This is a genomic window from Mycobacterium sp. 134, from assembly GCF_048282715.1.
GTDB classification, from domain to species: Bacteria; Actinomycetota; Actinomycetes; order Mycobacteriales; family Mycobacteriaceae; genus Mycobacterium; species Mycobacterium septicum.
The window spans coordinates 3,682,491-3,704,567 of sequence record NZ_JBLVUN010000008.1; the positions used below are offsets into that span (position 1 = coordinate 3,682,491).

The following is a 22,077-nucleotide window of genomic DNA, read 5'->3' on the forward strand; positions in this document are numbered from 1 at the left end:
CTCGAGATCAGTTCGTCAGCACCGCAAAGGGTACGTGCTTGTCCTGGGTGCTCTGCGGTCAGTCTTTCTTGAGGCCGTCGGTGTCGGTGACACCGGTGCTCTCGGTCAGTTCGGTCGCCGCCGCCGGGACGTCGGTGCCGGCCTCGTCGTCGGTGTCCTCCTCGATGCGGTCGCGCACGGCGAGCTTCATCCAGGTGGTGACGACGCCGGGGGCGATCTCCAGGTCGACGTTGTCGTCGGTGATACCGGTGATCGTGGCCTGCAGGCCCGAGGTGGTGTGTACCCGATCACCGATCTGCAGCGAGTTGTGCAGGTCGATGGTCGCCTGCATGGCCTTGCGCTGACGACGCGACGCGAAGAACATAAACGCGCCCATGACGATCAGCAGGGGCAGGAAAATGACGAGATCCATGTCAGTTATGTCTTTCGTGTTGTGTCAGATGTCAGGGCGACCGAGGCCACGATACCGCCGCCGACCCGGACCACCCCATTCGCCGCCGACTGGCGGTCCGCGCGACTAGGCTCGATACGCGTTCTTTCCGGCGCCGCCCTTCCCTGTCGAGGAGGCAGTGTTGAGTCATCCCGAGCAGAGTCGCCATCTGGCCACCACCATCCCCGGCCCCAAATCTGAGGCGTTGATCGGCCGAAAAACGGCGGCGGTGGCGCGGGGCGTGGGTAACACCATGCCCGTGTATGCCGCCCGCGCCGGGGGCGGCATCGTCGAGGACGTCGACGGCAACCGGCTCATCGACCTGGGCTCGGGCATTGCTGTCACCACCATCGGCAATTCGTCGCCGCGCGTGGTCGAGGCGGTGGCCGCACAGGCCGCCGAGTTCACCCATACGTGCTTCATGGTGACGCCGTATGAGCAGTACGTGGCGGTCTGCGAGCACCTCAACCGGCTGACGCCGGTCCGCGGCGAGAAGCGTTCGGCCTTGTTCAACTCCGGTTCGGAGGCTGTGGAGAACGCGGTCAAGATCGCCCGGTCCTATACCCACAAGTCTGCCGTCGTCGCCTTCGACCACGCGTATCACGGACGCACCAACCTCACGATGGCGCTGACCGCGAAGTCGATGCCCTACAAGCACGGCTTCGGCCCGTTCGCGCCCGAGATCTACCGGGCGCCGCTGTCCTACCCGTTCCGCGATGCCGAGTTCGGCAAGGAGCTGGCCACCGACGGCGCGCTCGCGGCCAAGCGGGCCATCGACGTGATGGAGAAGCAGATCGGGGCCGACAACCTGGCCGCGGTCATCATCGAACCCATCCAGGGCGAGGGCGGGTTCATCGTCCCGGCCGACGGGTTCCTGCCCGCGCTGCTGGGGTGGTGCCGCGACAACAACGTGGTGTTCATCGCCGACGAGGTGCAGACCGGGTTCGCCCGGACCGGCGCGATGTTCGCGTGTGAGCACGAGGGCATCGATCCCGACCTCATCGTCACCGCCAAGGGCATCGCCGACGGTCTGCCGCTGTCCGGGGTGACCGGACGCGCCGAGATCATGGACTCGCCGCACGTGTCCGGGCTGGGCGGCACCTACGGCGGCAACCCGATCGCGTGCGCGGCGGCGCTGGCCACCATCGAGACCATCGAGGCCGACGGTCTGGTAGCCCGCGCCCAGCACATCGAACTGCTGATGAAGGACCGGCTGGGCCGGTTGCAGGCCGAGGACGACCGGATCGGCGACGTGCGCGGCCGTGGCGCGATGATCGCCGTCGAACTGGTCAAGGCAGGCACGACCACACCCGACCCGGATCTCACCAAGGCGCTGTGCGCCGGTGCCCATGCGGCCGGGGTGATCGTGCTGTCCTGCGGTACCTACGGCAACGTGCTGCGCTTCCTGCCGCCTTTGACGATCAGCGACGAACTGCTCGTCGAGGGACTCGACGTGCTCGAGCTGATCCTGCGGGACCTCTGACGCGCTAGTGCGCGTGGGTGTGACGTCCACCGAACAGTCCGCCCCAGCTCCGGCGTTTGGGCGCGGCCGTGACTTCGGCGGGCGGCGCGTCGGCGACCGCGACGGGCTCTGCGGGGACGACGGGGCGTTGCGCGTACTCGACATCACGCACACTGCGGACCGACAACCGGCCGACCGCCATCGCGCCGAGGAACACGATCAGCGCTCCCAGCCCGGAGAAGTAGGCCAGCTCCAGTGACACGCGCTTGGCGTCGGTCACCGCGATCGGCATCCCGGCATCACCGATGCCCAGCGGCCCTGCGAGCGCCCGGCCCACCACGAACCAGGCCCCGCCCAGCACTGCCAGCCATCCGCCGAGGTGGGCCGTGGCCCGGTTACCCGAAACGAGAAGGAGCAGACCGCCCAGCGCCGTGACTGCGCCAGGAAGCACCTCCAGCCAGCCGCGCGCCGACGTCCACACCCAGGCTTGGTCCGGGGTGAAGGCGAAGTCGAAGTACGGCCCGATGAACGGGATCAGTGCACCCCAGATTCCGAGCAGGACCAGCAGGAACCCGCTGGCGGCTCCGCGACTGCGCTCCATGCGCAGACGACTGCCGCGGGTATCGAATTCGGTCATGATGCCTCCTTTGACACCCCGGTGGGTACCCCAAACTCCGTGGCAGTAACGCCCCTACCCTGAGGGGATGCGTCTCGTTGGGAACGCCCTGCGCGATGAGTTGGCCGCCGCCTGGGAACGATGGGGCAACCGGTGCGCCGGCCTCACCGCAACGCAGTGGCGCAACACCACCCGCTGCGAGGCCTGGGACGTCCAGTCCCTGGTCGCCCATGTGTGCCCGGAGGCCACGACGTTCGACGAACTGGCCGGGGCCAGGGCGGACGGGCCGCCCGCGGTGACCGACGCCGCCGAGATGCTGCGCGTCTTCAACCGGCCCGACGGTGTCGCCACCACCACGGCGGACCGGATCGCCGCTCAGGCCGTGAACGAGGCCTCGACGCTGAGTCCCGCGGCAGCGACGGCCCGTTTCTTCGCGGCAGCCGTCCAACTGCGCCGCCTGCCCGAGATGGCGCGTGCCGACGAGACGGTGATCCGCTACCCCGTCGTCGGCAGCACCACGCTCGGCGTGGTTGCCGAGGTCGCGCTGCTGGAGGCCACCGTGCACCTACTCGATCTGGCCGATGCCGTCGGCGGCGTCACCCCATCGGATCGCGCCCTGGCCGCCACTCGCGACCTACTGATCGCGGTCCCCGATCCCGCTGCCGCGGTGGAGGCGCTCGCCGGGCGGATACCCGCGCGGGTGGCCGTTCCAGCAATCCGATGACCGGCTATCAGGCGCTCCCCGGCTCGCACGCGGGAACGGCCAGACTCACAGCACATTGACAGCTCAGAAGCTGGTTTTCCGGAAATAAGTTTAGTTTCACTAACGTAGTAGTTGGTGAGCGCAACGTCGCGCCGGTGATTATTTCAGCTATCTGTAAAGAGGGTTTTTTGATGTCGTTTGATACTCGTGATGAGCAACTGGCGAGCCGTATCGCCGATCTGACTGCCACCGATCCACAGTTCGCCGCCGCGATTCCCAGCGACACCGTCACCGCCGCCGTCGACGTCCCCGGCCTGCTCCTGCCCGAAATCGTCCAGACCGTCCTGCAGGGCTACGCCGAGCGGCCCGCGCTCGGAGAACGCGCCCTCGAATTCGTCGCCGACCCGGCCACCGGACGGACCACCGCGCACCTTCTCCCCCGGTTCGACACCATCAGCTACGGCGAGCTCTGGGACCGGCTCCGCGCCCTCGCGGCCGCCTTGCACGCGTCCGGCGTCGCAGCCGGCGACCGGATCGCCATCCTGGGATTCACCAGCGCCGACTACACCGTGATCGACACCGCACTGAGCCAGATCGGCGCGGTGTCGGTCCCCCTGCAGACCAGCTCCTCGCCCGAGTCGCTGGCACCGATCGTGACCGAGACCGAGCCCCGAGTGATCGCCGCGAGTGTCGACCACCTCGCCGATGCCGTCGAGCTGGCGCTCACCGCCCACGCTCCGGCCCAGGTGCTCGTCTTCGACTACCACCCCGAGGTCGACGACCATCGCGACGCGGTGGCATCGGCCACCGAGCGACTGACCGCAGCCGACCGCGCCATCGCGGTCGACACCCTGGCCGACCTGGTGGCCCGCGGCAGCGAGTTGCCGACACCCCCGGCACCCGAGACCGACGGCACCGACCCGCTCGCGTTGCTGATCTACACCTCCGGCAGCACCGGCGCCCCCAAGGGCGCGATGTACCTGCAGAGCTCGGTCGGCAAGTTCTGGCGGCGCAACAGCAAGGCGTGGCTCGGACCGGTCAGCTCGGCAATCAATCTGAGCTTCATGCCGATGAGCCATGTGATGGGCCGCGGCATTCTCTACGCCTCTCTCGCCGCAGGCGGCACCTGCTACTTCGCGGCCCGCAGCGACCTTTCGACACTCCTGGAGGACCTCGCTCTGACGCGGCCCACCGAGCTGAATTTCGTTCCGCGCGTGTGGGAGATGATCCACAGCGAGTTCCAGAGCCGGGTCGATCACCGCCTGGCCGATGCCGGTCAGGACCGGGATGCGGTCGAGGCCGAGGTGCTGGCCGAGGTGCGGGACAAGGTCCTCGGTGGACGGTTCGTCGCGGCGATGACCGGCTCGGCGCCCATCTCCGCCGAACTCAAGGCCTGGACCCAGGACATGCTCGGTATCCACCTGCTGGAGGGCTACGGCTCGACCGAGGCCGGGATGGCGCTCTTCGACGGTGTCGCCCAGCGTCCGCCGGTGCTCGACTACAAGCTGGTCGACGTCCCGGACCTGGGGTACTTCGCCACCGATCAGCCGTACCCGCGCGGCGAGTTGCTGATCAAGACCGAGAATCTGTTCCCCGGCTACTACAAGCGCCCCGAAGTCACCGCGTCGGTGTTCGACGAGGACGGCTTCTACCGCACCGGCGACGTCGTCGCGGAGATCGGCCCGGACCAGCTGCGCTACGTCGACCGGCGCAACAACGTGCTCAAGCTCGCCCAGGGCGAGTTCGTCACGCTGGCCAAGCTGGAGGCAGTGTTCGGCAACAGCCCTCTGGTGCAACAGATCTACGTCTACGGAAACAGCGCGCAGCCCTATCTGCTGGCCGTGGTGGTGCCCACCGACGCCGGCGTTTCGAAAGAGGCGATCAGCGAATCCCTGCAAGACGTCGCCAGGGAAGCCGACCTGCAGTCCTATGAGATCCCGCGCGATTTCATCGTCGAGACAACACCTTTCACGCTGGAGAACGGTCTGCTGACCGGTATCCGCAAGCTGGCCTGGCCGAAGCTGAAGGCGCACTACGGCGAGCGGCTGGAGCAGCTGTACACCGAGCTGGCCGAGACGCAGGCCGGTGAGCTTCGAGCATTGCGGTCCCTGAGCGCCGACGCCCCGGTGCTGGAGACCGTGAGCCGGGCTGCCGGCGCCCTGCTGGGCGCTGCCGCGTCGGATCTGGGACCCGATGCCCACTTCACCGACCTCGGTGGAGATTCATTGTCGGCGTTGACCTTCGGCAATCTCCTGCGCGAGATCTTCGATGTGGACGTGCCCGTGGGCGTGATCGTCAGCCCGGCCAACGATCTGGCCGGTATCGCCGGCTACATCGAAACGCAGCGCAGCGGATCCAAGCGCCCGACCTTCGCCTCGGTGCACGGACGGCACGCCGCCGAAGTCAGTGCCGCCGATCTGACGCTGGACAAGTTCCTCGACGCGGACACCCTGGCCGCGGCGCCGAACCTGCCCAAGGCGAGCAGCGAGGTGCGCACCGTGCTGCTGACCGGCGCCACCGGCTTCCTCGGCCGTTACCTCGCCCTGGAATGGCTGGAGCGCATGGACCTGGTCGACGGCAAGGTCATCGCCCTGGTGCGGGCCAAGTCCGACGAGGAGGCCCGAGCCCGGCTCGACGCCACCTTCGACAGCGGCGATGCGAAACTCCTTGCGCACTATCAAGATCTGGCCGCCGACCACCTCGAGGTGATCGCCGGCGACAAGGGCGAGGAGAACCTCGGCCTGGATCAGCAGACCTGGCAGCGACTGGCCGATGACGTCGACCTGATCGTCGATCCGGCCGCACTGGTCAACCACGTGCTGCCGTACAGCGAGCTGTTCGGGCCCAACGCCCTCGGCACCGCCGAGCTGATCAAGATCGCGCTCACCACGAAGATCAAGCCGTACACCTACGTGTCGACCATCGGCGTGGGCGATCAGATCGAGCCGGGCAAGTTCGTCGAGAACGTCGACGTCCGCCAGATGAGCGCGGTCCGCAAGATCAACGACGGTTACGCCAACGGCTACGGCAACAGCAAGTGGGCCGGTGAGGTCCTGCTGCGCGAGGCCAACGACCTGTGCGGGCTGCCGGTGGCGGTGTTCCGTTGCGACATGATCCTGGCCGACACGACGTACTCGGGCCAGCTGAACCTGCCGGACATGTTCACCCGGATGATGTTCAGCCTCGTCGCCAGCGGTATCGCGCCGGGCTCGTTCTACGAGCTCGATGCTGACGGCAAGCGGCAGCGCTCGCACTACGACGGCTGCCGGTGGAGTTCATCGCCGAGTCGATCTCGACGCTGGGTGGGCAATCCGTGGAGAGCTTCGAGACCTACCACGTGATGAACCCCTACGACGACGGCCTCGGCATGGACGAGTTCACCGACTGGCTGATCGAGGCCGGCTACGCGATCGAGCGCATCGCCGAGTACTCGCAGTGGATCCAGCGCTTCGAGAGCACCCTGCGCGCGCTGCCGGACAAGCAGCGCCAGGCCTCACTGCTGCCGCTGCTGCACAACTACCAGCAGCCCGAGCGGCCGATGTTGGGCGCCCTGGCCCCGACGGACCACTTCCGGGCCGCAGTGCAGGAAGCCAAGATCGGGCCCGACAAGGACATTCCCCATGTCAGCCCGGCAGTGATCGTCAAGTACATCACCGACCTGCAGCAGCTGGGCCTCCTGTAAGAACCCGTGCGCTCGTCCCACACCGGCGTGGGGCGAGCGCACGTCGTTCGGGGTGACGCATCTCGCACCACCGGAGCTGGCATCTCGAAATATAATTAGTTTTACTAACGTAGTAATCAGTAGGCACGGAAAACGTGCCGACGATAGTTATTTTGATTTGCTCAGGGGACCGATATGACCACCGAAACACGCGAGGACCGGCTCCAACGCCGGATCGCCACGCTGTACGAAACCGATTCACAGTTCGCCGATGCCCGCCCCAGCGACGCCGTCAACGCCGCCGTCGCCCAGCCTGAACTACGGCTACCGGCCATCGTCAAAGGCGTGCTCGCCGGTTACGCCGACCGCCCCGCGCTCGGACAGCGCGCCGTGGAACTCGTCACCGATGCCGACGGCCGCACGACCGCGGAGCTTCAGCCCCGTTTTGACACCATCACCTACCGCCAGCTGGGCGACCGCATCCAGGCCGTCACCAACGCATGGCACAACCACCCGGTGAAGCCCGGCGACCGCGTCGCCATCCTCGGGTTCACCAGCGTCGACTACACCACCATCGACACCGCACTCATCGAACTCGGCGCCGTGTCGGTGCCGATGCAGACCAGCGCCCCGGTCGCCACGCTGCGGCCCATCGTCGCCGAGACCGAACCGACCGTGATCGCGGCGAGCATCGACTTCCTCGACGACGCAGTCGAATTGGTCCGCTCCGGACCCGCACCCCGCCGCCTGGTGGTCTTCGACTACCGCCCCCAGGTCGACGCGCAACGTGAGACCTTCCAGGCCGCCAAGGCCGCGCTCGCCGATACCGACGTGGTCGTCGAGCCGCTGTCCGACGTCCTCGATCGCGGCCGCTCACTGGCCGACGCACCGCTCTACACCCCGGGTCAGGCCGACCCGCTGACCATGCTGATCTACACCTCGGGCAGCACCGGCACCCCCAAGGGCGCGATGTACCCGGAGAGCAAGGTCGCCAACATGTGGCAGCTCGCGTCGAAGGCCACCTGGGACGAAAACCAGGCCGTGCTGCCCGCCATCACCCTCAACTTCATGCCGATGAGCCACGTCATGGGCCGCGGCATCCTGATCGGCACGCTGAGCTCGGGCGGCACCGCGTACTTCGCCGCACGCAGCGACCTGTCGACCTTCCTGGACGATCTGGCCCTGGTCCGGCCCACGCAGCTCAGCTTCGTGCCGCGGATCTGGGACATGCTGTTCCAGGAGTACCAGAGCCGCCTGGACCGCTCCGGTGGCAGCGAGGACGAGGTGCTCGCCGAAGTCCGCGAGGGCCTGCTGGGTGGGCGGTTCGTCTCCGCCATGACCGGCTCCGCGCCGATCTCCGCCGAGATGCACAGCTGGGTGGAGCGCCTGCTGGATATGCACCTGCTGGAGGGGTACGGCTCGACCGAGGCCGGTTCGGTCTTCGTCGACGGCCACATCCAGCGTCCGCCGGTGATCGACTACAAGCTGGTCGACGTCCCGGACCTGGGCTACTTCCGCACCGACCAGCCCCACCCGCGTGGTGAGCTGCTGGTGAAGTCCGAGCAGATGTTCCCCGGGTACTACAAGCGTCCGGAGATCACCGCCGAGATGTTCGACGAGGACGGCTACTACCGCACCGGCGACATCGTCGCCGAGCTCGGTCCCGATCACGTCGAGTACCTGGACCGCCGCAACAACGTGCTCAAGCTTTCGCAGGGCGAGTTCGTCGCCGTCTCCAAGCTGGAAGCCGTCTTCGGCGACAGCCCGCTGGTGCGACAGATCTTCGTCTACGGCAACAGCGCGCGTTCCTACCTGCTGGCCGTGGTCGTGCCCACCGATCCTTCTGTGTCCAAGCAGGCGATCAACGATTCGCTTCAGGACGCGGCCCGTGCCGCCGGATTGCAGTCCTACGAGGTGCCCCGCGATTTTATCGTGGAGACAACACCGTTCAGCCTGGAGAACGGCCTACTGACCGGCATCCGCAAGCTGGCCCGGCCCAATCTGAAGACCCACTACGGCGAGCGGTTGGAGCAGCTCTACACCGAACTGGCCGAGGGACAGGCCAACGAGCTGAGTGAACTGCGCCGCAGCGGTGGCGACGCACCCGTTCTCGACACCGTGAGCCGTGCCGCCGGGGCCCTGCTGGGCGCCGCGGCATCCGACCTCGCACCCGACGCCCACTTCACCGATCTGGGCGGAGACTCGTTGTCGGCGTTGACATTCTCCAACTTGTTGCACGAGATCTTCGACGTGGACGTGCCGGTCGGCGTGATCGTCAGTCCGGCCACCGATCTGGCCGGCATCGCCGGCTACATCGAGGCGCAGCGCCACGGATCCAAGCGCCCGACGTATGCGTCGGTGCACGGACGTGACGCCACCGAGGTGCACGCAAGTGACCTGACGCTGGACAAGTTCCTCGACGCGGACACCCTGGCCGCGGCACCGACGCTGCCCAAGGCCCCGACCGAGGTCCGCACGGTGCTGCTCACCGGCGCCACCGGCTTCCTCGGCCGCTATCTGGCCCTGGAATGGCTGGAGCGCATGGACCTGGTCGACGGCAAGGTCATCGCCCTGGTCCGCGCCAAGAGCGACGCCGAGGCCCGTGCCCGGCTCGACGCCACCTTCGACGTGGGTGACCCGAAACTGCTTGCGCACTACCAGGATCTGGCCGCCGAGCACCTCGAAGTGATCGCCGGCGACAAGGGCGAGGCCGACCTTGGTCTCGACCGCGACACCTGGCAGCGACTCGCCGATGACGTCGACCTGATCGTCGACCCGGCCGCTCTGGTCAACCACGTGCTGCCGTACAGCCAGATGTTCGACGCGAACGCCCTGGGCACCGCCGAGCTCATCCGCATCGCGCTCACCACGAAGATCAAGCCGTTCGTCTACGTTTCGACGATCGGCGTGGCCGGGGGCATCAAGCCCGGCGAGTTCGTCGAGGATGCCGATATCCGGGTGATCAGCCCGACCCGGCAGGTCGACGATTCCTACGCCAACGGCTACGGCAACAGCAAGTGGGCCGGCGAGGTCCTGCTGCGTGAGGCCCACGATCTCTGCGGTCTGCCGGTCTCGGTGTTCCGTTGCGACATGATCCTGGCCGACACCACCTACTCGGGCCAGCTCAACCTGCCCGACATGTTCACCCGGTTGATGCTGAGCCTGGTGGCCACCGGCATCGCACCCGGATCGTTCTACGAGCTCGACGCGGACGGCAACCGCCAGCGGGCTCACTACGACGGGCTTCCGGTCGAGTTCATCGCCGAGGCGATCTCGACGCTGGGCGTGCACGTGACCGAAGGGTTCGAGACGTATCACGTGATGAACCCGTACGACGACGGCCTCGGTCTCGACGAGTTCACCGACTGGCTGATCGAAGCTGGTTACCCCGTGCACCGCATCGACGACTACGGCCAGTGGTTGCAGCGCTTCGACACTGCGTTGCGCACGCTGCCGGACAGGCAGCGCCAAGCCTCACTGCTGCCGCTGCTGCACAACTACCAGCAGCCGTCGTATCCGCTGCTGGGCGCGGCCGCGCCGACCGACCGGTTCCGGGCGGCGGTGCAGGAAGCCAAGATCGGGCCCGACAAGGACATCCCCCATGTCAGCCCGGCCGTGATCGTCAAGTACATCACCAACCTGCAGATGCTCGGGTTGCTGTAAAAGACTTCCCCACAAGGGAAGAATCCCCTGAGCGGCCGCGGTCCCTACAAAGGACCGCGGCCAATCAGTATGTAGCGTGGCGAGATGACCAGCACCCGGGTCTCCGGCCACGTCAACGCACCCCGCGTCGCGGTCTATCGGGCGCTCGTCGACACCGACGCGATCGCGGCGTGGCGGGTTCCGGCCGGAATGCGCAGCGAGGTACACGAATTCGACGCGCGCGAGGGCGGGACATTTCGCATCTCACTGCACTACGACTCGCCCGACGCCGTCGGGAAGTCCAGCGCCCACACCGACACGTATCACGGTCATTTCGTCGAGCTGGTGCCGGACGAGCGGGTCGTCGAGGCGATCGAGTTCGAGAGCGACGATCCCGCCGTGGCCGGCGTGATGACGATGACGACGACGTTGCGCGAGTCCGGAGACGGCACCGACGTCCTCATCGAGCACCACGGGATTCCCGACGCGGTGAACCCGGCCGACAACGAGACCGGCACGCGAATGGCGCTGGCCGCGCTCGCCGACTGGGTGGAAAGCCGCAGCTAGGCGAACTTGTCGGACCCTCGGCCTAGTATCGAACACGTGTTCGAACAATTTTCGCGGATCGATCCCGGTGCCGGTGAGGCGGCGCTGCGGGATCGCATCGCCGAGCTCGAACGGCTCAAGTCCGCCGCCGCCGCCGGGCAGGCCCGCGCCACCGCCGCCCTGGAGGCCGCCCGCCGTGCCGCGGAAGCCGCCGCCGGGATACCCGCCGCGCGGCGCGGCCGCGGACTGGGTTCGGAAATCGGATTGGCCCGCATGGATTCGCCCACCCGCGGCAGCCATCACCTCGCCGATGCCCGCATCCTCGTGCGCGACATGCCGTGCACGCTGGCCGCCCTGGAATCCGGGGTGCTCACCGAGTCCCGCGCCCGGTTGATCGTGCGGGAGGCCGCCTGCCTATCCCCCGTTGACCGCCGTCGCCTCGACGAACAACTCTGCGCGGACCACACCACGCTGATCGCTCTGGGCGATGCGCGGCTGACTGCGGACGCCAAAACCATCGCCTACCAACTCGATCCGGTAGCCGTCATCGAACGGGCCACCCGCGCCCCCGAGGATCGCAACGTCACCTTCCGGCCCGCCCCTGACGCCATGGCCATCGTCACGGCCCTGCTGCCCGCGACCGACGCGGCATCCGTGCGCTCGGCACTCACCGACGTGGCCGACCGCTGCGCCGACGGCCGCAACCGCGGTCAGGTCATGGCCGACACCCTGACCGCCCGCATCACCGGCCGCGATGTCACCAAACCCATCCCTGTCGCGGTCAACCTGGTGCTCTCCGACGACACCCTGTTCGCGGGCAGCACGCAGCCCGCATACCTCCAGGGCCATGGGCCCATTCCCGCAGCGGCGGCCCGACGCATGATCGGAACCGCCCTCGCGGACGACAACTCCTGGGCCACCCTGCGACGCCTCTACGCGGCCCCCGATACCGGAGCACTGGTCGCAATGGAATCCCGGTCCCGGCGATTCCCGAAGGGCCTCGCCCGCTTCATCGCCACCCGAGATCAAACCTGCCGCACGCCCTATTGCGATGCCCCGATCCGGCACATCGACCACGTGACGCCACATCACCGGAACGGGCCAACGTCCGCGGCCAACGGTCAGGGGCAGTGCGAGCGCTGCAATTACGTCAAAGAGAGCCCCGGCTGGCAAGTGGTGGCCGGTGTCGACGAATCAGGCCGGCACACGACAGAATTCATCACCCCCACCGGTGCCACCTATCGGTCGACCGCGCCACCGTTGGCCGGTGGCCTGCGGGTGCTGACCCGAGAAATCCACCTCGTGATCAACAAGCGCGCGGCCTAGACCAGCAATGCCACGACCAGAAGAACGACCGCGATCAGAGGGAAGGCACCCTGGGTGATCGCGGCGCGCGCCTTGTCCGGCGAGCTGGTCAGCAGGACCGCGGCGGCGGCCAGCATCGACCCGACCCCCGCGAACACCAGAGCGAACCCAACCCCGTTGTGCCCCACACCGACCGCGACAATGCCGATGACCGTGACGATCGCGAGGAACAGGTTGTAGAAGCCCTGGTTGAACGCGAGCTCCTTGGTGGCCTGCGCCTCCTCCTCGCTGATGCCGAAGGTGGCGCGGGTACGCGGTGAAGTCCAGGTCAGCGACTCCATCACGAAGATGTAGATATGCAGGACCGCGGCGAGCGCGGCAAACACCAAACCGGCGATGACCATGCCGTCTATTCAAACAGGCCGGGCTGCCCCAGTCCGGTAACCGGCGGTTGCATGCCCAGGTGCGTCCACGCCAGCGGCGTGGCCACCCGGCCCCGCGGGGTGCGGGCCACCATGCCGGCACGCACCAGGAAGGGCTCGCAAACCTCCTCGACCGTGGTGGATTCTTCGCCCACCGCCACCGCCAGGGTCGACACCCCGACCGGGCCGCCGCCGAAGCTGCGGGTGAGCGCCGAGAGCACGGCGCGGTCCAGGCGGTCGAGGCCGAGTTCGTCGACGTCGTAGACCTCCAACGCGGCCTTGGCGATATCGCTGGTGATCACGCCGTCGGCGCGGACCTCGGCGTAGTCCCGGACCCGGCGCAACAGCCGGTTGGCGATGCGGGGCGTGCCACGGGAGCGCCGGGCGATCTCCGTGCCCGCCTCGACGCCCAACTCGATGCCGAGGATGCCTGCCGAGCGGGCCAGCACCCGCTCGAGTTCGACCGGCTCGTAGAAGTCCATGTGCGCGGTGAACCCGAACCGGTCCCGCAGCGGACCGGTCAGCGCCCCGGACCGGGTGGTCGCCCCCACCAACGTGAAAGGCGCGACCTCAAGTGGGATCGATGTGGCGCCAGGGCCTTTGCCGACCACCACGTCGACACGGAAGTCCTCCATCGCCAGATACAGCATTTCCTCGGCGGGCCGGGCGATGCGGTGAATCTCGTCGATGAACAGCACATCGTGCTCGACGAGGTTGGACAGCATCGCCGCCAGGTCACCGGCCCGCTCCAGCGCGGGACCCGAGGTGAGCCGCAGCGAGGAACCCAACTCGGCAGCGATGATCATCGCCAGCGAGGTCTTGCCCAACCCGGGAGGGCCGGACAGCAGGATGTGATCCGGTGTGCCACCGCGGTTCTTGGCGCCCTCGATGACCAGCTGCAGTTGCTCGCGCACCCGGGGCTGACCGATGAACTCGCCCAGTGAGCGCGGTCGCAGGCTGGCGTCGACATCGCCTTCACCGACCGTCAGGGCCGGAGAGACGTCCCGCTCGTCGGGTTCGTCGTCATCGTCGAAACGGCCCACTACTTCTTACCCAACATGGAAAGCGCCGACCGCAGCGCGGAAGCCGTCGTCGCCTCGGGGTCGTTGGCCAGGACCTTGTCGGTGGCCTCTTCGGCCTGCTTGGCCGCAAAGCCAAGTCCGATAAGGGCTTCCACCACCGGGGCGCGCACCGCATGACCCATGGCCCCGCCGATCGCCCCCGGGGTGACCGGACCGATCTTGTCGCGCAGTTCGAGCACCATCCGCTCTGCGCCACGCTTACCGATGCCGGGAACTCGGGTCAGGGCTGTCACGTCCCCGTCGGCCAGTGCCTGCCGCAGGGCCTGCGGGTCGTAGACCGCCAGCGTCGCCAGCGCGATCTTCGGCCCGACTCCCGACACTCCCAGCAGCGTCAGGAAAAGGTCGCGGGCATCGCCATCGGCGAACCCGTAGAGCGTCATCGAGTCCTCGCGCACGATCATCGCGGTGATCAGCCGCGACTCGGCACCCCGGCGCAGGTTGGCCAGCGTCGAAGGCGTCGCCATCACCTTGTAGCCGACGCCGGCGGCCTCGATCACGGCATGGTCGAGGGCGATGTCGATGACCTCACCACGCACCGAGGCGATCATGTCCGGGCCGCCTTCGCGGTGGATTTCAGGCGGGCCTGATACTTGCGGCGTTGTTCGGCGGCCATCGCCTCGGCGGCTGCCATCCGCGCGATCATCGGGGCGCGCCAGCAGTGGCAGATGGCCAGCGCCAGCGCGTCGGCGGCGTCAGCCGGGGTCGGCTTGGCTTGCAGGGCAAGAATTCTGGTGATCATCTCGGTCACCTGGGCCTTGTCGGCGCGGCCGTTTCCGGTGACGGCCGCCTTCACCTCCGACGGGGTGTGAAAATGAACCTCGATGTCGCGGCGGGCCGCGGCCAGTGCGATCACACCGCCGGCCTGGGCCGTGCCCATCACCGTCGACACGTTCTGCTGGGCGAATACCCGCTCGATCGCGATCACGTCGGGCCGGTGGGTGTCCATCCAGTGCTCGGCCACATCGCTGATCTCCAGCAGCCGCTTCTGGAGCGGTGCATCAGCCGGGGTGCGGACCACGTCCACATCCAGCGCGGTGACCTGCCGACCCTTGCCGCTCTCGACCACAGACAGGCCGCAGCGCGTCAACCCGGGATCCACTCCCATCACCCGCACACGAACCCCTTCGTCAGAACATCTGTTCGATAGCGTAGCGGGCCGCACCGACGGGTTGCCGCAGGGACACGCCAATCAGCGGTACCAGTAGTCCGATGAGTTTTGCCGATCCGCCTGACGCGACGTCGGGTATGACGGGTTTTGCTGCGGGACACCGGCGGTGAGGATGTTCCGGCGGATCTCATCCATTCGCCGCTCCGATGCTCGCCACCCCCTGACGCGTTCGGTACCGACTTCCCTGCCATCCCGCTCGATGACGATCGTCCAGGGCACCCCGAGGAATTTCGCCACGAACCAGAACGGCCAGGCCAGGAAGACCAGCAGCACGACGGCGGTGAAAATCCCCCCGACCACTCCGTCGGAATCCCCCGCCATGTCCGGTGCGTACATCCACTTGCGCCGCACCGTCCAGCCGACGGTCACCGCCTCTTGCCCGATCTCCATGAGCCCCCGACCCCCTTCAGCGGCGCACACCGCCCGGTCAGTTTGCCGCATCGGTGAGCACTCTCGCCCCGAGGGCGACTCCGCGGTATTGCGGAGCCAATGCCCGGCCGGCAGCCAGCAGCGGTTCGACGTCACGCAACGTGCGCGCCAGGATGAACGCGCCCTCGAGGGCGGCGACCATTGCCACCGTCACCTCGCGGGCCTTCGCGGGTTCCACACCGCGCTGGGCGAAGTAGGCCGCACCGCCGTCGAGCCACGCGGTGAACACCCCTGCCGCCGCGACTCGCAACTCCTCGACGGTGTCGGAGGTTTCGGCCGCCACGGTGCCGACCGGGCACATGTTCGCGAACCCACTCGCCGACATGTCCTCCGCGGCCTGGCTGAACACGCCTTCGACCGCCTGCCCCAGGTCGTCGTACTCGTCGACGATGGTCGGAATGAGCAGCCCGTAGGCGGCCCCCGCGTCGATCAGCGCCTCACGGGCGATCTGCAGCTTCCCGCCGCGGAAGTGGTGGTAGAGCGATCCGATGGGGGCCCCGGAGGCCGCAACGATGTCCTTCATGCCGACCGCCGCATAGCCCTTGTGCCGCATCAACTCGGCCGTCGCGGTCAGGATCGTCTCCCTCGTGGACCTTGCCATCCGAACCTCCTACCGACACACTAGAGCATAAATTCTAGAATCAACGTTCTAATGCTGGGAAGGTCACCATGAAAACAGTCGAACTGCCCGCGGGAACCATCGAATACCGAGAAGAAGGCGACCCGTCCGGCCCGCCGGTGGTGCTGCTGCACGGGTTGCTGATGAACGACACGCAGTGGAGTACGACGCTGCCCCTGCTGCCCGCCGGCTTCCGCTATCTGCTGCCCGTACTTCCAATGGGCGGACACCGCATACCGATGCGGGAGGATGCCGACCTGAAGATGGACGGGATGCTCGGCATCATCGCCGACTTCCTCGACGCCCTGGATCTGGCCGACGTCACCTTGATCGTGAGCGACTGGGGCGGCCCGCTGTTCCTGACCGACACCGGCCGCGACAAACGGATCGCGCGATTGGTGATCTGCCCGTCCGAGGCCTTCGACAACTTCCCGCCCGCCCCCTACGCCAAGGTGCTGTGGCTCGCCAGCCGCACCACCGCCACCGTCTCCTTCGCGCTGCGCCAGATGCGGATCAGCTGGCTGCGCAGGCAGCCGATGCTGTGGGGCGAGATGTCGAAAAAGTCGATTCCACAAGACATTTTCGAGGGCTGGACCGAAGCCGCACTGGCCGATCGGCGCGTCCGCCGCGACCTCATCGGCTACTGCCGCAGCCGGTTCGACAAGGCCGAGCTGATCCGGGCCACCAACGCCCTCGCCGATTTCACCGGCCCGGCGCTGGTGTTGTGGAGCGACAATACGGTGATGCCGCCCGCGCACGGGCAACGCCTGGCCGACCTGCTGCCGAACGGGCAGCTGCGCCAGATCGAGGACGCCCGGGTGCTGATCATGCTCGATCAACCCGAACGGACCGCCGAGGAGATCGGCCGCTTCCTGACCCAGTGAGCGGCCCGGCGATAACGTGGTCGCGGGAGGTACGGATATGCGCGTGGTTATTGCCGGCGGACACGGAAAGATCGCCCTGATCCTCGAACGGTTGTTGTCGGCGCGAGGCGACGAGGCGGTCGGTCTCATCCGCAACCCCGCCCAGGCGGCGGACCTGGAGGCGGCCGGCGCGACCGCGGTCGTACTGGACCTGGAGAACGCATCGGTCGCCGAGGTCGCCGACGCCGTGCGCGGCGCCGACGCCGTGGTGTTCGCGGCCGGCGCGGGGCCGGGCAGCGGAGCGGCCCGCAAGCAGACCGTGGATCGCGATGCGGCGATTCTGCTGGCCGACGCGGCCGAGGCCGCGGGCGTGGGCCGCTATGTGATGGTCTCGGCGCTCTCCGCAGACGACCGCTCGCTCGACGAGAACTACGACGAGGTGTTCCTGGCCTACATGCACGCCAAGTCCGAAGCGGACGCCGACGTGCGGGCCCGCTCCGGATTGCGGACCACCATCGTGCGTCCGGGTGGGCTCACCGATCAGCCCGGCACCGGAAACGTGACCGTCGCCGAATCCACCGGCCGTGGGAGCATTCCCCGCGAGGATGTCGCCGGCGTGCTGCTTGCCGTGCTGCACGAGCCGGAGACCGTGGGCCGGACCTTCGAGGTGATCGCCGGCGAGACGCCCATCGACGCCGCGCTGCACTGATCGTTCTCCACCTCAGGGGGTCAGCGGTCCACCCGCCGCACGCCAGTGGATCAGGCCACCGCTCATGTTGACCGCCTCGAAACCGTTCTCCACCAATAGATTTGCCGCCCCGGCGGACCGGATGCCGCCGGTACAGAAGGTGATGAGCAGACGGTCGTCGGGAAGCTCCAGGCAGCGCTTGGGCAGTTCCTCGAGCGGCATGTGCACCGCGACGGGAATGTGAACCCGGTTCCACTCGAACGCGCGACGGACGTCGATCACCAACGCGCCCTCGTCGACGAGGCGGACCGCCTCGGCGGCGCTGACGGCCGGCGGCCGACGGAGGTAGTGCCGGAAACTCATAACCTTCAGGCTAACTGAAGGCTAGGGGGAACCCGACATGACCCGCGTCATACATGCGCGCAGCGCTTCGGTCAGTTCGGGGTACTGCAGGGCGAACCTCGCATCCAGCTCGGTCACCACGCCGGCGGCCCGATCCAGTAGCGCCTCACCCGCGGCCGTGACCTGCAATGTCGACGCGGCGCCGGCGTGCGCCGTCGCGTCCTCGACCAGGCCTGCCTCCACGAACGAGGCGACCGCCGCATGCGCACTCTGCACGGTGATGCGCGAGCGCCGAGCCAGCTCACTGAACGAGATGCCCGGATTTCCGCGGACGTGCCCCAGCAATCCGAATTTGCGCGTGGTCAGCCCGAGCGGTTTGAGGGCGTCGACGAACGCGGATTCCCAGACCCGGCTGATCGTGAGCAGCGCGATGGTCGGGCTGAATGGTGGCGGCTCGGGCAGCGGCTACTCCTCGTCGAGCTGCGCGGCGACATCGTCGGGGATGTCGATGTTGGTGTAGACCTCTTGCACGTCGTCGCTGTCCTCCAGCGCGTCGACGAGCTTGAGCACCTTGCGGGCGCCTTCCAGGTCGACCGGCACGCTCACCGACGGCTGGAAGCTGGCCTCGGCCGAGTCGTAGTCGATACCGGCGTCCTGCAGCGCCGTGCGAACCGCGACCAGGTCGGTCGGCTCGGAGATGATCTCGAAGGAGTCGCCGAGGTCGTTGACCTCCTCGGCACCGGCCTCCAGGACGGCCATCAGCACGTCGTCCTCGGACAGGCCGTTCTTCTCCAGCGTCACCACACCCTTGCGGGAGAACAGGTAGGCCACCGAACCCGGGTCGGCCATGTTGCCGCCGTTGCGGGTCATCGCGACGCGGACTTCACCGGCGGCGCGGTTGCGGTTGTCGGTCAGGCATTCGATGAGCACCGCGACACCGTTGGGGCCATAGCCCTCGTAGGTGATGTTCTGCCAGTCGGCGCCACCGGCCTCTTCACCGCCACCACGCTTGCGGGCCCGCTCGATGTTGTCGTTGGGAACCGAGCTCTTCTTGGCCTTCTGGATGGCGTCGTAGAGGGTGGGGTTACCGGCCGGGTCGCCCCCGCCGACACGTGCCGCGACCTCGATGTTCTTGATCAACTTGGCGAACATCTTGCCGCGCTTGGCGTCGATGACGGCCTTCTTGTGCTTGGTGGTGGCCCACTTGGAATGGCCGCTCATGCAGGTACGCCCCTTTTCCGGTTAAAACTCCGGCTCTCCAGTCTACGTGGGCCGTTACCCGGCACCTATCGGCAGCGCCGCATTGGCGTCGGCGGTGAGGATGTCGTCGTCACCCATCCAGTGCACGAACCGGGCCAACGGGTACATGGCGTCGTGCGGGCCGCCTGCGACGTGACCGTTGGCGGTGCCCACCCGGCACACCCGCTGGGCGCCCGCACCGGCCAGTGCATCGCGCAGCCGGACCTTGCGCGCATACGGGTAGACGCCGATGGTCTGGGTCGCGACGTTGACGTGGCGCACCGCGTCATCGAGCGACGCCACCATGACCACGTTGGAGATCTTGTTCGACGGATGAAAGTCCACCGGCTCGTCGGACAGCACCACCATGCCGCGGCCGTCGAAGCGGCCGAACACCTCGAGTTCGTCGCCCATTGCGCCCATCACCTCGATCTCGTCGCGGATGTCGCTGGGCGGGAGCGGCGCCACCGCCGAACCGAACAGCCGGTCTGCACCCAGTCGCGGCAACAGCGCCGCACAGAACCGCCGGGCCTCGGCCCGGTCGGCGGTCTCCAGGAACACGAATCGGCTCGCCAGGCACGCCTCCTGGTTGAAGACGCAGGTGTCGGCCGCCACTCGCTCGGCCACCTCGGCGAGGACCTCGCCGGAGTCGAACACCTCACGCCCGATCATCGAAATCGACGACTTGGGGTCGAAGGACACCAGCTGTATGCCCGGGCCCAGGTATTTGATGACGTTGTTGATCGCCGGTCCGCCGCCCCAGGCCACGATCTTGTCGAAGTACTGCGGACGGTACAGCGCCCGTTCGATCGCCTCATCGCCACCGGCCCAGTACACCGCCGACATCGACTGCACGACTGGGTGATCCGGATCGATCTCGGCCATCGTCCGCAGCACCGCCACGGTGGTGAACGGGTCCGAGGACGGCATCTTGAACAGGCTGATGGCCTTGACCAGGGCACCCTGGGCGATCGAGGCGATGCAGCCGGCCGGGGCGTTACCGGCGAGCATGTGGACCATGCGCGGCGGGAAAGCACGGATGGCCCCGGTGTTGCCTGCGCCGTCGGTACGGCTGACCCAGCCGTCGAGCACGGACGGATCGGCGAAGTTGGATTCCACCTGGGCCCAGAGACTGTCGCGGGTCAGCAGGGCCGGTGCGCTGCGGTAGAGATTCTCCACCACCCTGCGCGGCAACGGATTCGTCTCGGCGACCAGATCCAGGCAACGCCGCAGGTGCGGGTTGACATCGAGCGCCAGGCGTTCGCCGGTCTCGACGAGGAAGTCGATGATTTCGGCCAGCGGTACCTCAAGCAGTGGCGATAGTTCCGGGCGCGGGGTGACGAGGGCATCGAGATCGACTACCGGCGTGGCGAAGTCGGCACCGAGATCGCGGGACCTGTGCGTCACGGCACCGCTTTCCGGCGGATCCACCAGCACACCGCGAATCATGAACGGGGCGCGCAGCGTGGTCATGCCTCACCCCGCACGTAGGCATCGATGGTGCCCGAACAGGTGATCTTGTCCCCACCCAGATCGGCGTAGCGGGTGATGTCCGGGCCGACCGTCGGCCCCTGGTGTCCGCAGTGGCATTCCCCGAAATCGGCGTCGATGCGGTCACCGGAGATTACGCCGCCCCAGCGGCCCTCCAGAGACAGATCGAAGAACGCGCCGCGCGCTTGCACCGGGCCCGAGGAGGTATCGACCAGCTTCTCGCCGGGTTCGTCCAGCGGCAGCAACAACACCCACGGCGGCACGTGGTAGCGCCGGCCCGGCATTTGGGGAACGGGGTGTTCAACTCCTGCATGGTGTAGAAGTGGTACACCCGCTCATCGGCGATGTTGAACGTGTCGAAGATGAACTCCCGGTAATCCGGCGGCAGTGCGGCGCCCTTGAGACCGCCGGCCACCAGCAACGCGGTGTCATCGCGAAAATCGTTACCGGAGAACCCTTTCTCCCGCACTCCCTGGGCCACCTGGTACAGCGAGGCGAACATTCCGGTCAGGAGCAGTTGGCGGTCGCGGCTAGCGACGAGCTCATCGACAGCTCCGGCGCTCGCGGCGTCCATCGCGTCCTGCCGCCCGGCACTGATGGTTTCGAACGCCGAGATCTCCGAGGGGCCGGCCGTACCGTCGGCGATACGGCGACGGAGTTCGATCATCTGCATGATCGAGCCGACAGAGATGGGGTCGACGGGCAACTGATAGCTGTCGGACTCGCTGGAGAACGCCTCCACGAGGGCGACGCGGGTGCGTTCGTTGCGCTCGACCTTGGTGCGCGGACCCAGACCGAACAGCTTGCGCCTGCCGTCGGCCGGTATGCCGGTGGCCCAGGTCAATCCAGTGACGTTGGCCCGCGAGGCGACATCCAGGTCGGATTCCGAGCAGGCGATCATGGCGGGCTTTCCGGTGGTACCGCTGGAGCAGGTCAGGTAGCACCCGACCGACTCCATCCGGCTGACGAATTCGTCGAGTCCGTCGATACCGTCGACGTCCGCGCCCGTCGGATCACACGTGGAAACCGTGCCCACCCACTTGGCCATCCGGTCCCACCGGCCATCGGCCAGCCAGTTCTGCGCGTAGCTTTTGTAGGCGCCGTGTGCGAACAGCAGCGGCACCAGGTCGTCCCGCTCGCAGACCTTGGTGATCTCCGCGAACTGAGAGCGATTGCGCAGCAACGGAATCTGATCGAGGTGCGCGCCGAACCGCTCATTGACGGCGGCAATCTGCAGCCGCTCGACCTCGGCGGGCGCGATGTCGTAGCGATCCGGCGCGGTCTGCAGGGCGAGCAGTTGGTCGACTGCGGTCATGGATGACTCCTGACATGAATGGGAGATCTCGCGATTAATAGCACCTAGCGCGTT

The 22,077-nt window shown here is 67.5% G+C and carries 21 protein-coding genes and 1 pseudogene; 8 read left to right on the top strand and 14 right to left on the bottom strand.

The window, feature by feature from the left end; all coding sequences use genetic code 11:
- Positions 1-58: 58 nt before the first annotated feature.
- Positions 59-412 (bottom strand): preprotein translocase subunit YajC, encoded by a 354-nt coding sequence (gene yajC, locus ACNQVK_RS22275; RefSeq protein ID WP_409552074.1) that lies wholly within the window; start codon positions 410-412, stop codon positions 59-61.
- A gap of 160 nt (positions 413-572) precedes the next feature.
- Between yajC and gabT the strand changes: the two genes are divergently transcribed.
- Positions 573-1,913 (top strand): 4-aminobutyrate--2-oxoglutarate transaminase, encoded by a 1,341-nt coding sequence (gene gabT / locus ACNQVK_RS22280; protein WP_418031236.1) that lies wholly within the window; start codon positions 573-575, stop codon positions 1,911-1,913.
- Between the two features lie 4 nt (positions 1,914-1,917).
- Here the strand turns inward: gabT and ACNQVK_RS22285 are convergent, their stop codons facing one another.
- Positions 1,918-2,529, bottom strand: coding sequence for a hypothetical protein (locus ACNQVK_RS22285; protein ID WP_418031237.1), 612 nt, complete (start codon positions 2,527-2,529; stop codon positions 1,918-1,920).
- Between the two features lie 67 nt (positions 2,530-2,596).
- Here ACNQVK_RS22285 and ACNQVK_RS22290 point away from each other — a divergent pair, with 67 nt between their 5' ends.
- From ACNQVK_RS22290 to ACNQVK_RS22310, 5 genes and pseudogenes are all read left to right on the top strand, one after another.
- Entirely contained in the window at positions 2,597-3,232 is a 636-nt protein-coding gene (locus tag ACNQVK_RS22290; protein ID WP_418031239.1) for a maleylpyruvate isomerase N-terminal domain-containing protein, read from the top strand.
- 170 nt (positions 3,233-3,402) lie between these two features.
- Positions 3,403-6,893 (top strand): annotated as a pseudogene (car, locus tag ACNQVK_RS22295) (carboxylic acid reductase).
- A 174-nt stretch (positions 6,894-7,067) separates the two neighbouring features.
- Positions 7,068-10,535, top strand: a complete 3,468-nt coding sequence (car, locus tag ACNQVK_RS22300; RefSeq protein ID WP_418031240.1) for a carboxylic acid reductase — start codon at positions 7,068-7,070, stop codon at positions 10,533-10,535.
- An 84-nt stretch (positions 10,536-10,619) separates the two neighbouring features.
- Positions 10,620-11,081 carry an SRPBCC family protein gene (locus ACNQVK_RS22305; protein WP_418031241.1) on the top strand — a complete coding sequence of 154 codons (462 nt, stop codon included), beginning with the start codon at positions 10,620-10,622 and terminating at the stop codon, positions 11,079-11,081.
- Positions 11,082-11,117: 36 nt separating this feature from the next.
- Positions 11,118-12,386 (top strand): HNH endonuclease, encoded by a 1,269-nt coding sequence (locus ACNQVK_RS22310; RefSeq protein WP_418031242.1) that lies wholly within the window; start codon positions 11,118-11,120, stop codon positions 12,384-12,386.
- Here ACNQVK_RS22310 and ACNQVK_RS22315 read toward each other — a convergent pair.
- From ACNQVK_RS22315 to ACNQVK_RS22340, 6 genes are all read right to left on the bottom strand, one after another.
- The gene (locus tag ACNQVK_RS22315; protein ID WP_418031243.1) at positions 12,383-12,769 is read right to left on the bottom strand and encodes a DUF1304 domain-containing protein; all 387 of its coding nucleotides are present in this window, start codon (positions 12,767-12,769) and stop codon (positions 12,383-12,385) included. The genes ACNQVK_RS22310 and ACNQVK_RS22315 overlap by 4 nt on opposite strands.
- Before the next feature lie 5 nt (positions 12,770-12,774).
- Entirely contained in the window at positions 12,775-13,830 is a 1,056-nt protein-coding gene (gene ruvB, locus ACNQVK_RS22320) for a Holliday junction branch migration DNA helicase RuvB (RefSeq protein ID WP_418031244.1), read from the bottom strand.
- The gene (gene ruvA / locus ACNQVK_RS22325; RefSeq protein ID WP_418031245.1) at positions 13,830-14,417 is read right to left on the bottom strand and encodes a Holliday junction branch migration protein RuvA; all 588 of its coding nucleotides are present in this window, start codon (positions 14,415-14,417) and stop codon (positions 13,830-13,832) included. The genes ruvB and ruvA overlap by 1 nt, the downstream gene beginning before the upstream one ends.
- The gene (ruvC, locus tag ACNQVK_RS22330; RefSeq protein WP_044518035.1) at positions 14,414-14,983 is read right to left on the bottom strand and encodes a crossover junction endodeoxyribonuclease RuvC; all 570 of its coding nucleotides are present in this window, start codon (positions 14,981-14,983) and stop codon (positions 14,414-14,416) included. The genes ruvA and ruvC overlap by 4 nt, the downstream gene beginning before the upstream one ends.
- A gap of 75 nt (positions 14,984-15,058) precedes the next feature.
- Positions 15,059-15,427: a hypothetical protein gene (locus tag ACNQVK_RS22335; protein WP_418031246.1), complete on the bottom strand. Its 369-nt coding sequence runs from the start codon at positions 15,425-15,427 to the stop codon at positions 15,059-15,061.
- 37 nt (positions 15,428-15,464) lie between these two features.
- The gene (locus ACNQVK_RS22340) at positions 15,465-16,067 is read right to left on the bottom strand and encodes a TetR/AcrR family transcriptional regulator (protein ID WP_418031247.1); all 603 of its coding nucleotides are present in this window, start codon (positions 16,065-16,067) and stop codon (positions 15,465-15,467) included.
- A 68-nt stretch (positions 16,068-16,135) separates the two neighbouring features.
- Here ACNQVK_RS22340 and ACNQVK_RS22345 point away from each other — a divergent pair, with 68 nt between their 5' ends.
- Positions 16,136-16,969, top strand: coding sequence for an alpha/beta fold hydrolase (locus ACNQVK_RS22345; RefSeq protein ID WP_418031248.1), 834 nt, complete (start codon positions 16,136-16,138; stop codon positions 16,967-16,969).
- A 37-nt stretch (positions 16,970-17,006) separates the two neighbouring features.
- Positions 17,007-17,657 carry an SDR family oxidoreductase gene (locus tag ACNQVK_RS22350; protein WP_418031249.1) on the top strand — a complete coding sequence of 217 codons (651 nt, stop codon included), beginning with the start codon at positions 17,007-17,009 and terminating at the stop codon, positions 17,655-17,657.
- A 12-nt stretch (positions 17,658-17,669) separates the two neighbouring features.
- On the opposite strand, the gene ACNQVK_RS22355 is transcribed toward ACNQVK_RS22350, so the two are convergent.
- Genes ACNQVK_RS22355 through ACNQVK_RS22380 form a run of 6 tightly spaced genes read right to left on the bottom strand, consistent with a single transcriptional unit; the run spans position 17,670 to position 22,023 of the window.
- Positions 17,670-17,999, bottom strand: coding sequence for a rhodanese-like domain-containing protein (locus tag ACNQVK_RS22355; RefSeq protein WP_044518029.1), 330 nt, complete (start codon positions 17,997-17,999; stop codon positions 17,670-17,672).
- 21 nt (positions 18,000-18,020) lie between these two features.
- Entirely contained in the window at positions 18,021-18,440 is a 420-nt protein-coding gene (locus tag ACNQVK_RS22360; RefSeq protein WP_418034260.1) for a MarR family winged helix-turn-helix transcriptional regulator, read from the bottom strand.
- A gap of 3 nt (positions 18,441-18,443) precedes the next feature.
- The gene (locus ACNQVK_RS22365) at positions 18,444-19,199 is read right to left on the bottom strand and encodes a YebC/PmpR family DNA-binding transcriptional regulator (protein WP_418031250.1); all 756 of its coding nucleotides are present in this window, start codon (positions 19,197-19,199) and stop codon (positions 18,444-18,446) included.
- Between the two features lie 54 nt (positions 19,200-19,253).
- Positions 19,254-20,690 carry an acyl-CoA reductase gene (locus ACNQVK_RS22370; protein ID WP_418031251.1) on the bottom strand — a complete coding sequence of 479 codons (1,437 nt, stop codon included), beginning with the start codon at positions 20,688-20,690 and terminating at the stop codon, positions 19,254-19,256.
- The gene (locus ACNQVK_RS22375; protein WP_418031253.1) at positions 20,687-20,899 is read right to left on the bottom strand and encodes a hypothetical protein; all 213 of its coding nucleotides are present in this window, start codon (positions 20,897-20,899) and stop codon (positions 20,687-20,689) included. Before ACNQVK_RS22375 ends, ACNQVK_RS22370 begins: the two co-directional genes overlap by 4 nt.
- On the bottom strand, positions 20,842-22,023 hold the full coding sequence (locus ACNQVK_RS22380; RefSeq protein WP_418031254.1) for a hypothetical protein: 1,182 nt from the start codon (positions 22,021-22,023) through the stop codon (positions 20,842-20,844). The genes ACNQVK_RS22375 and ACNQVK_RS22380 overlap by 58 nt, the downstream gene beginning before the upstream one ends.
- Positions 22,024-22,077: the final 54 nt, after the last annotated feature.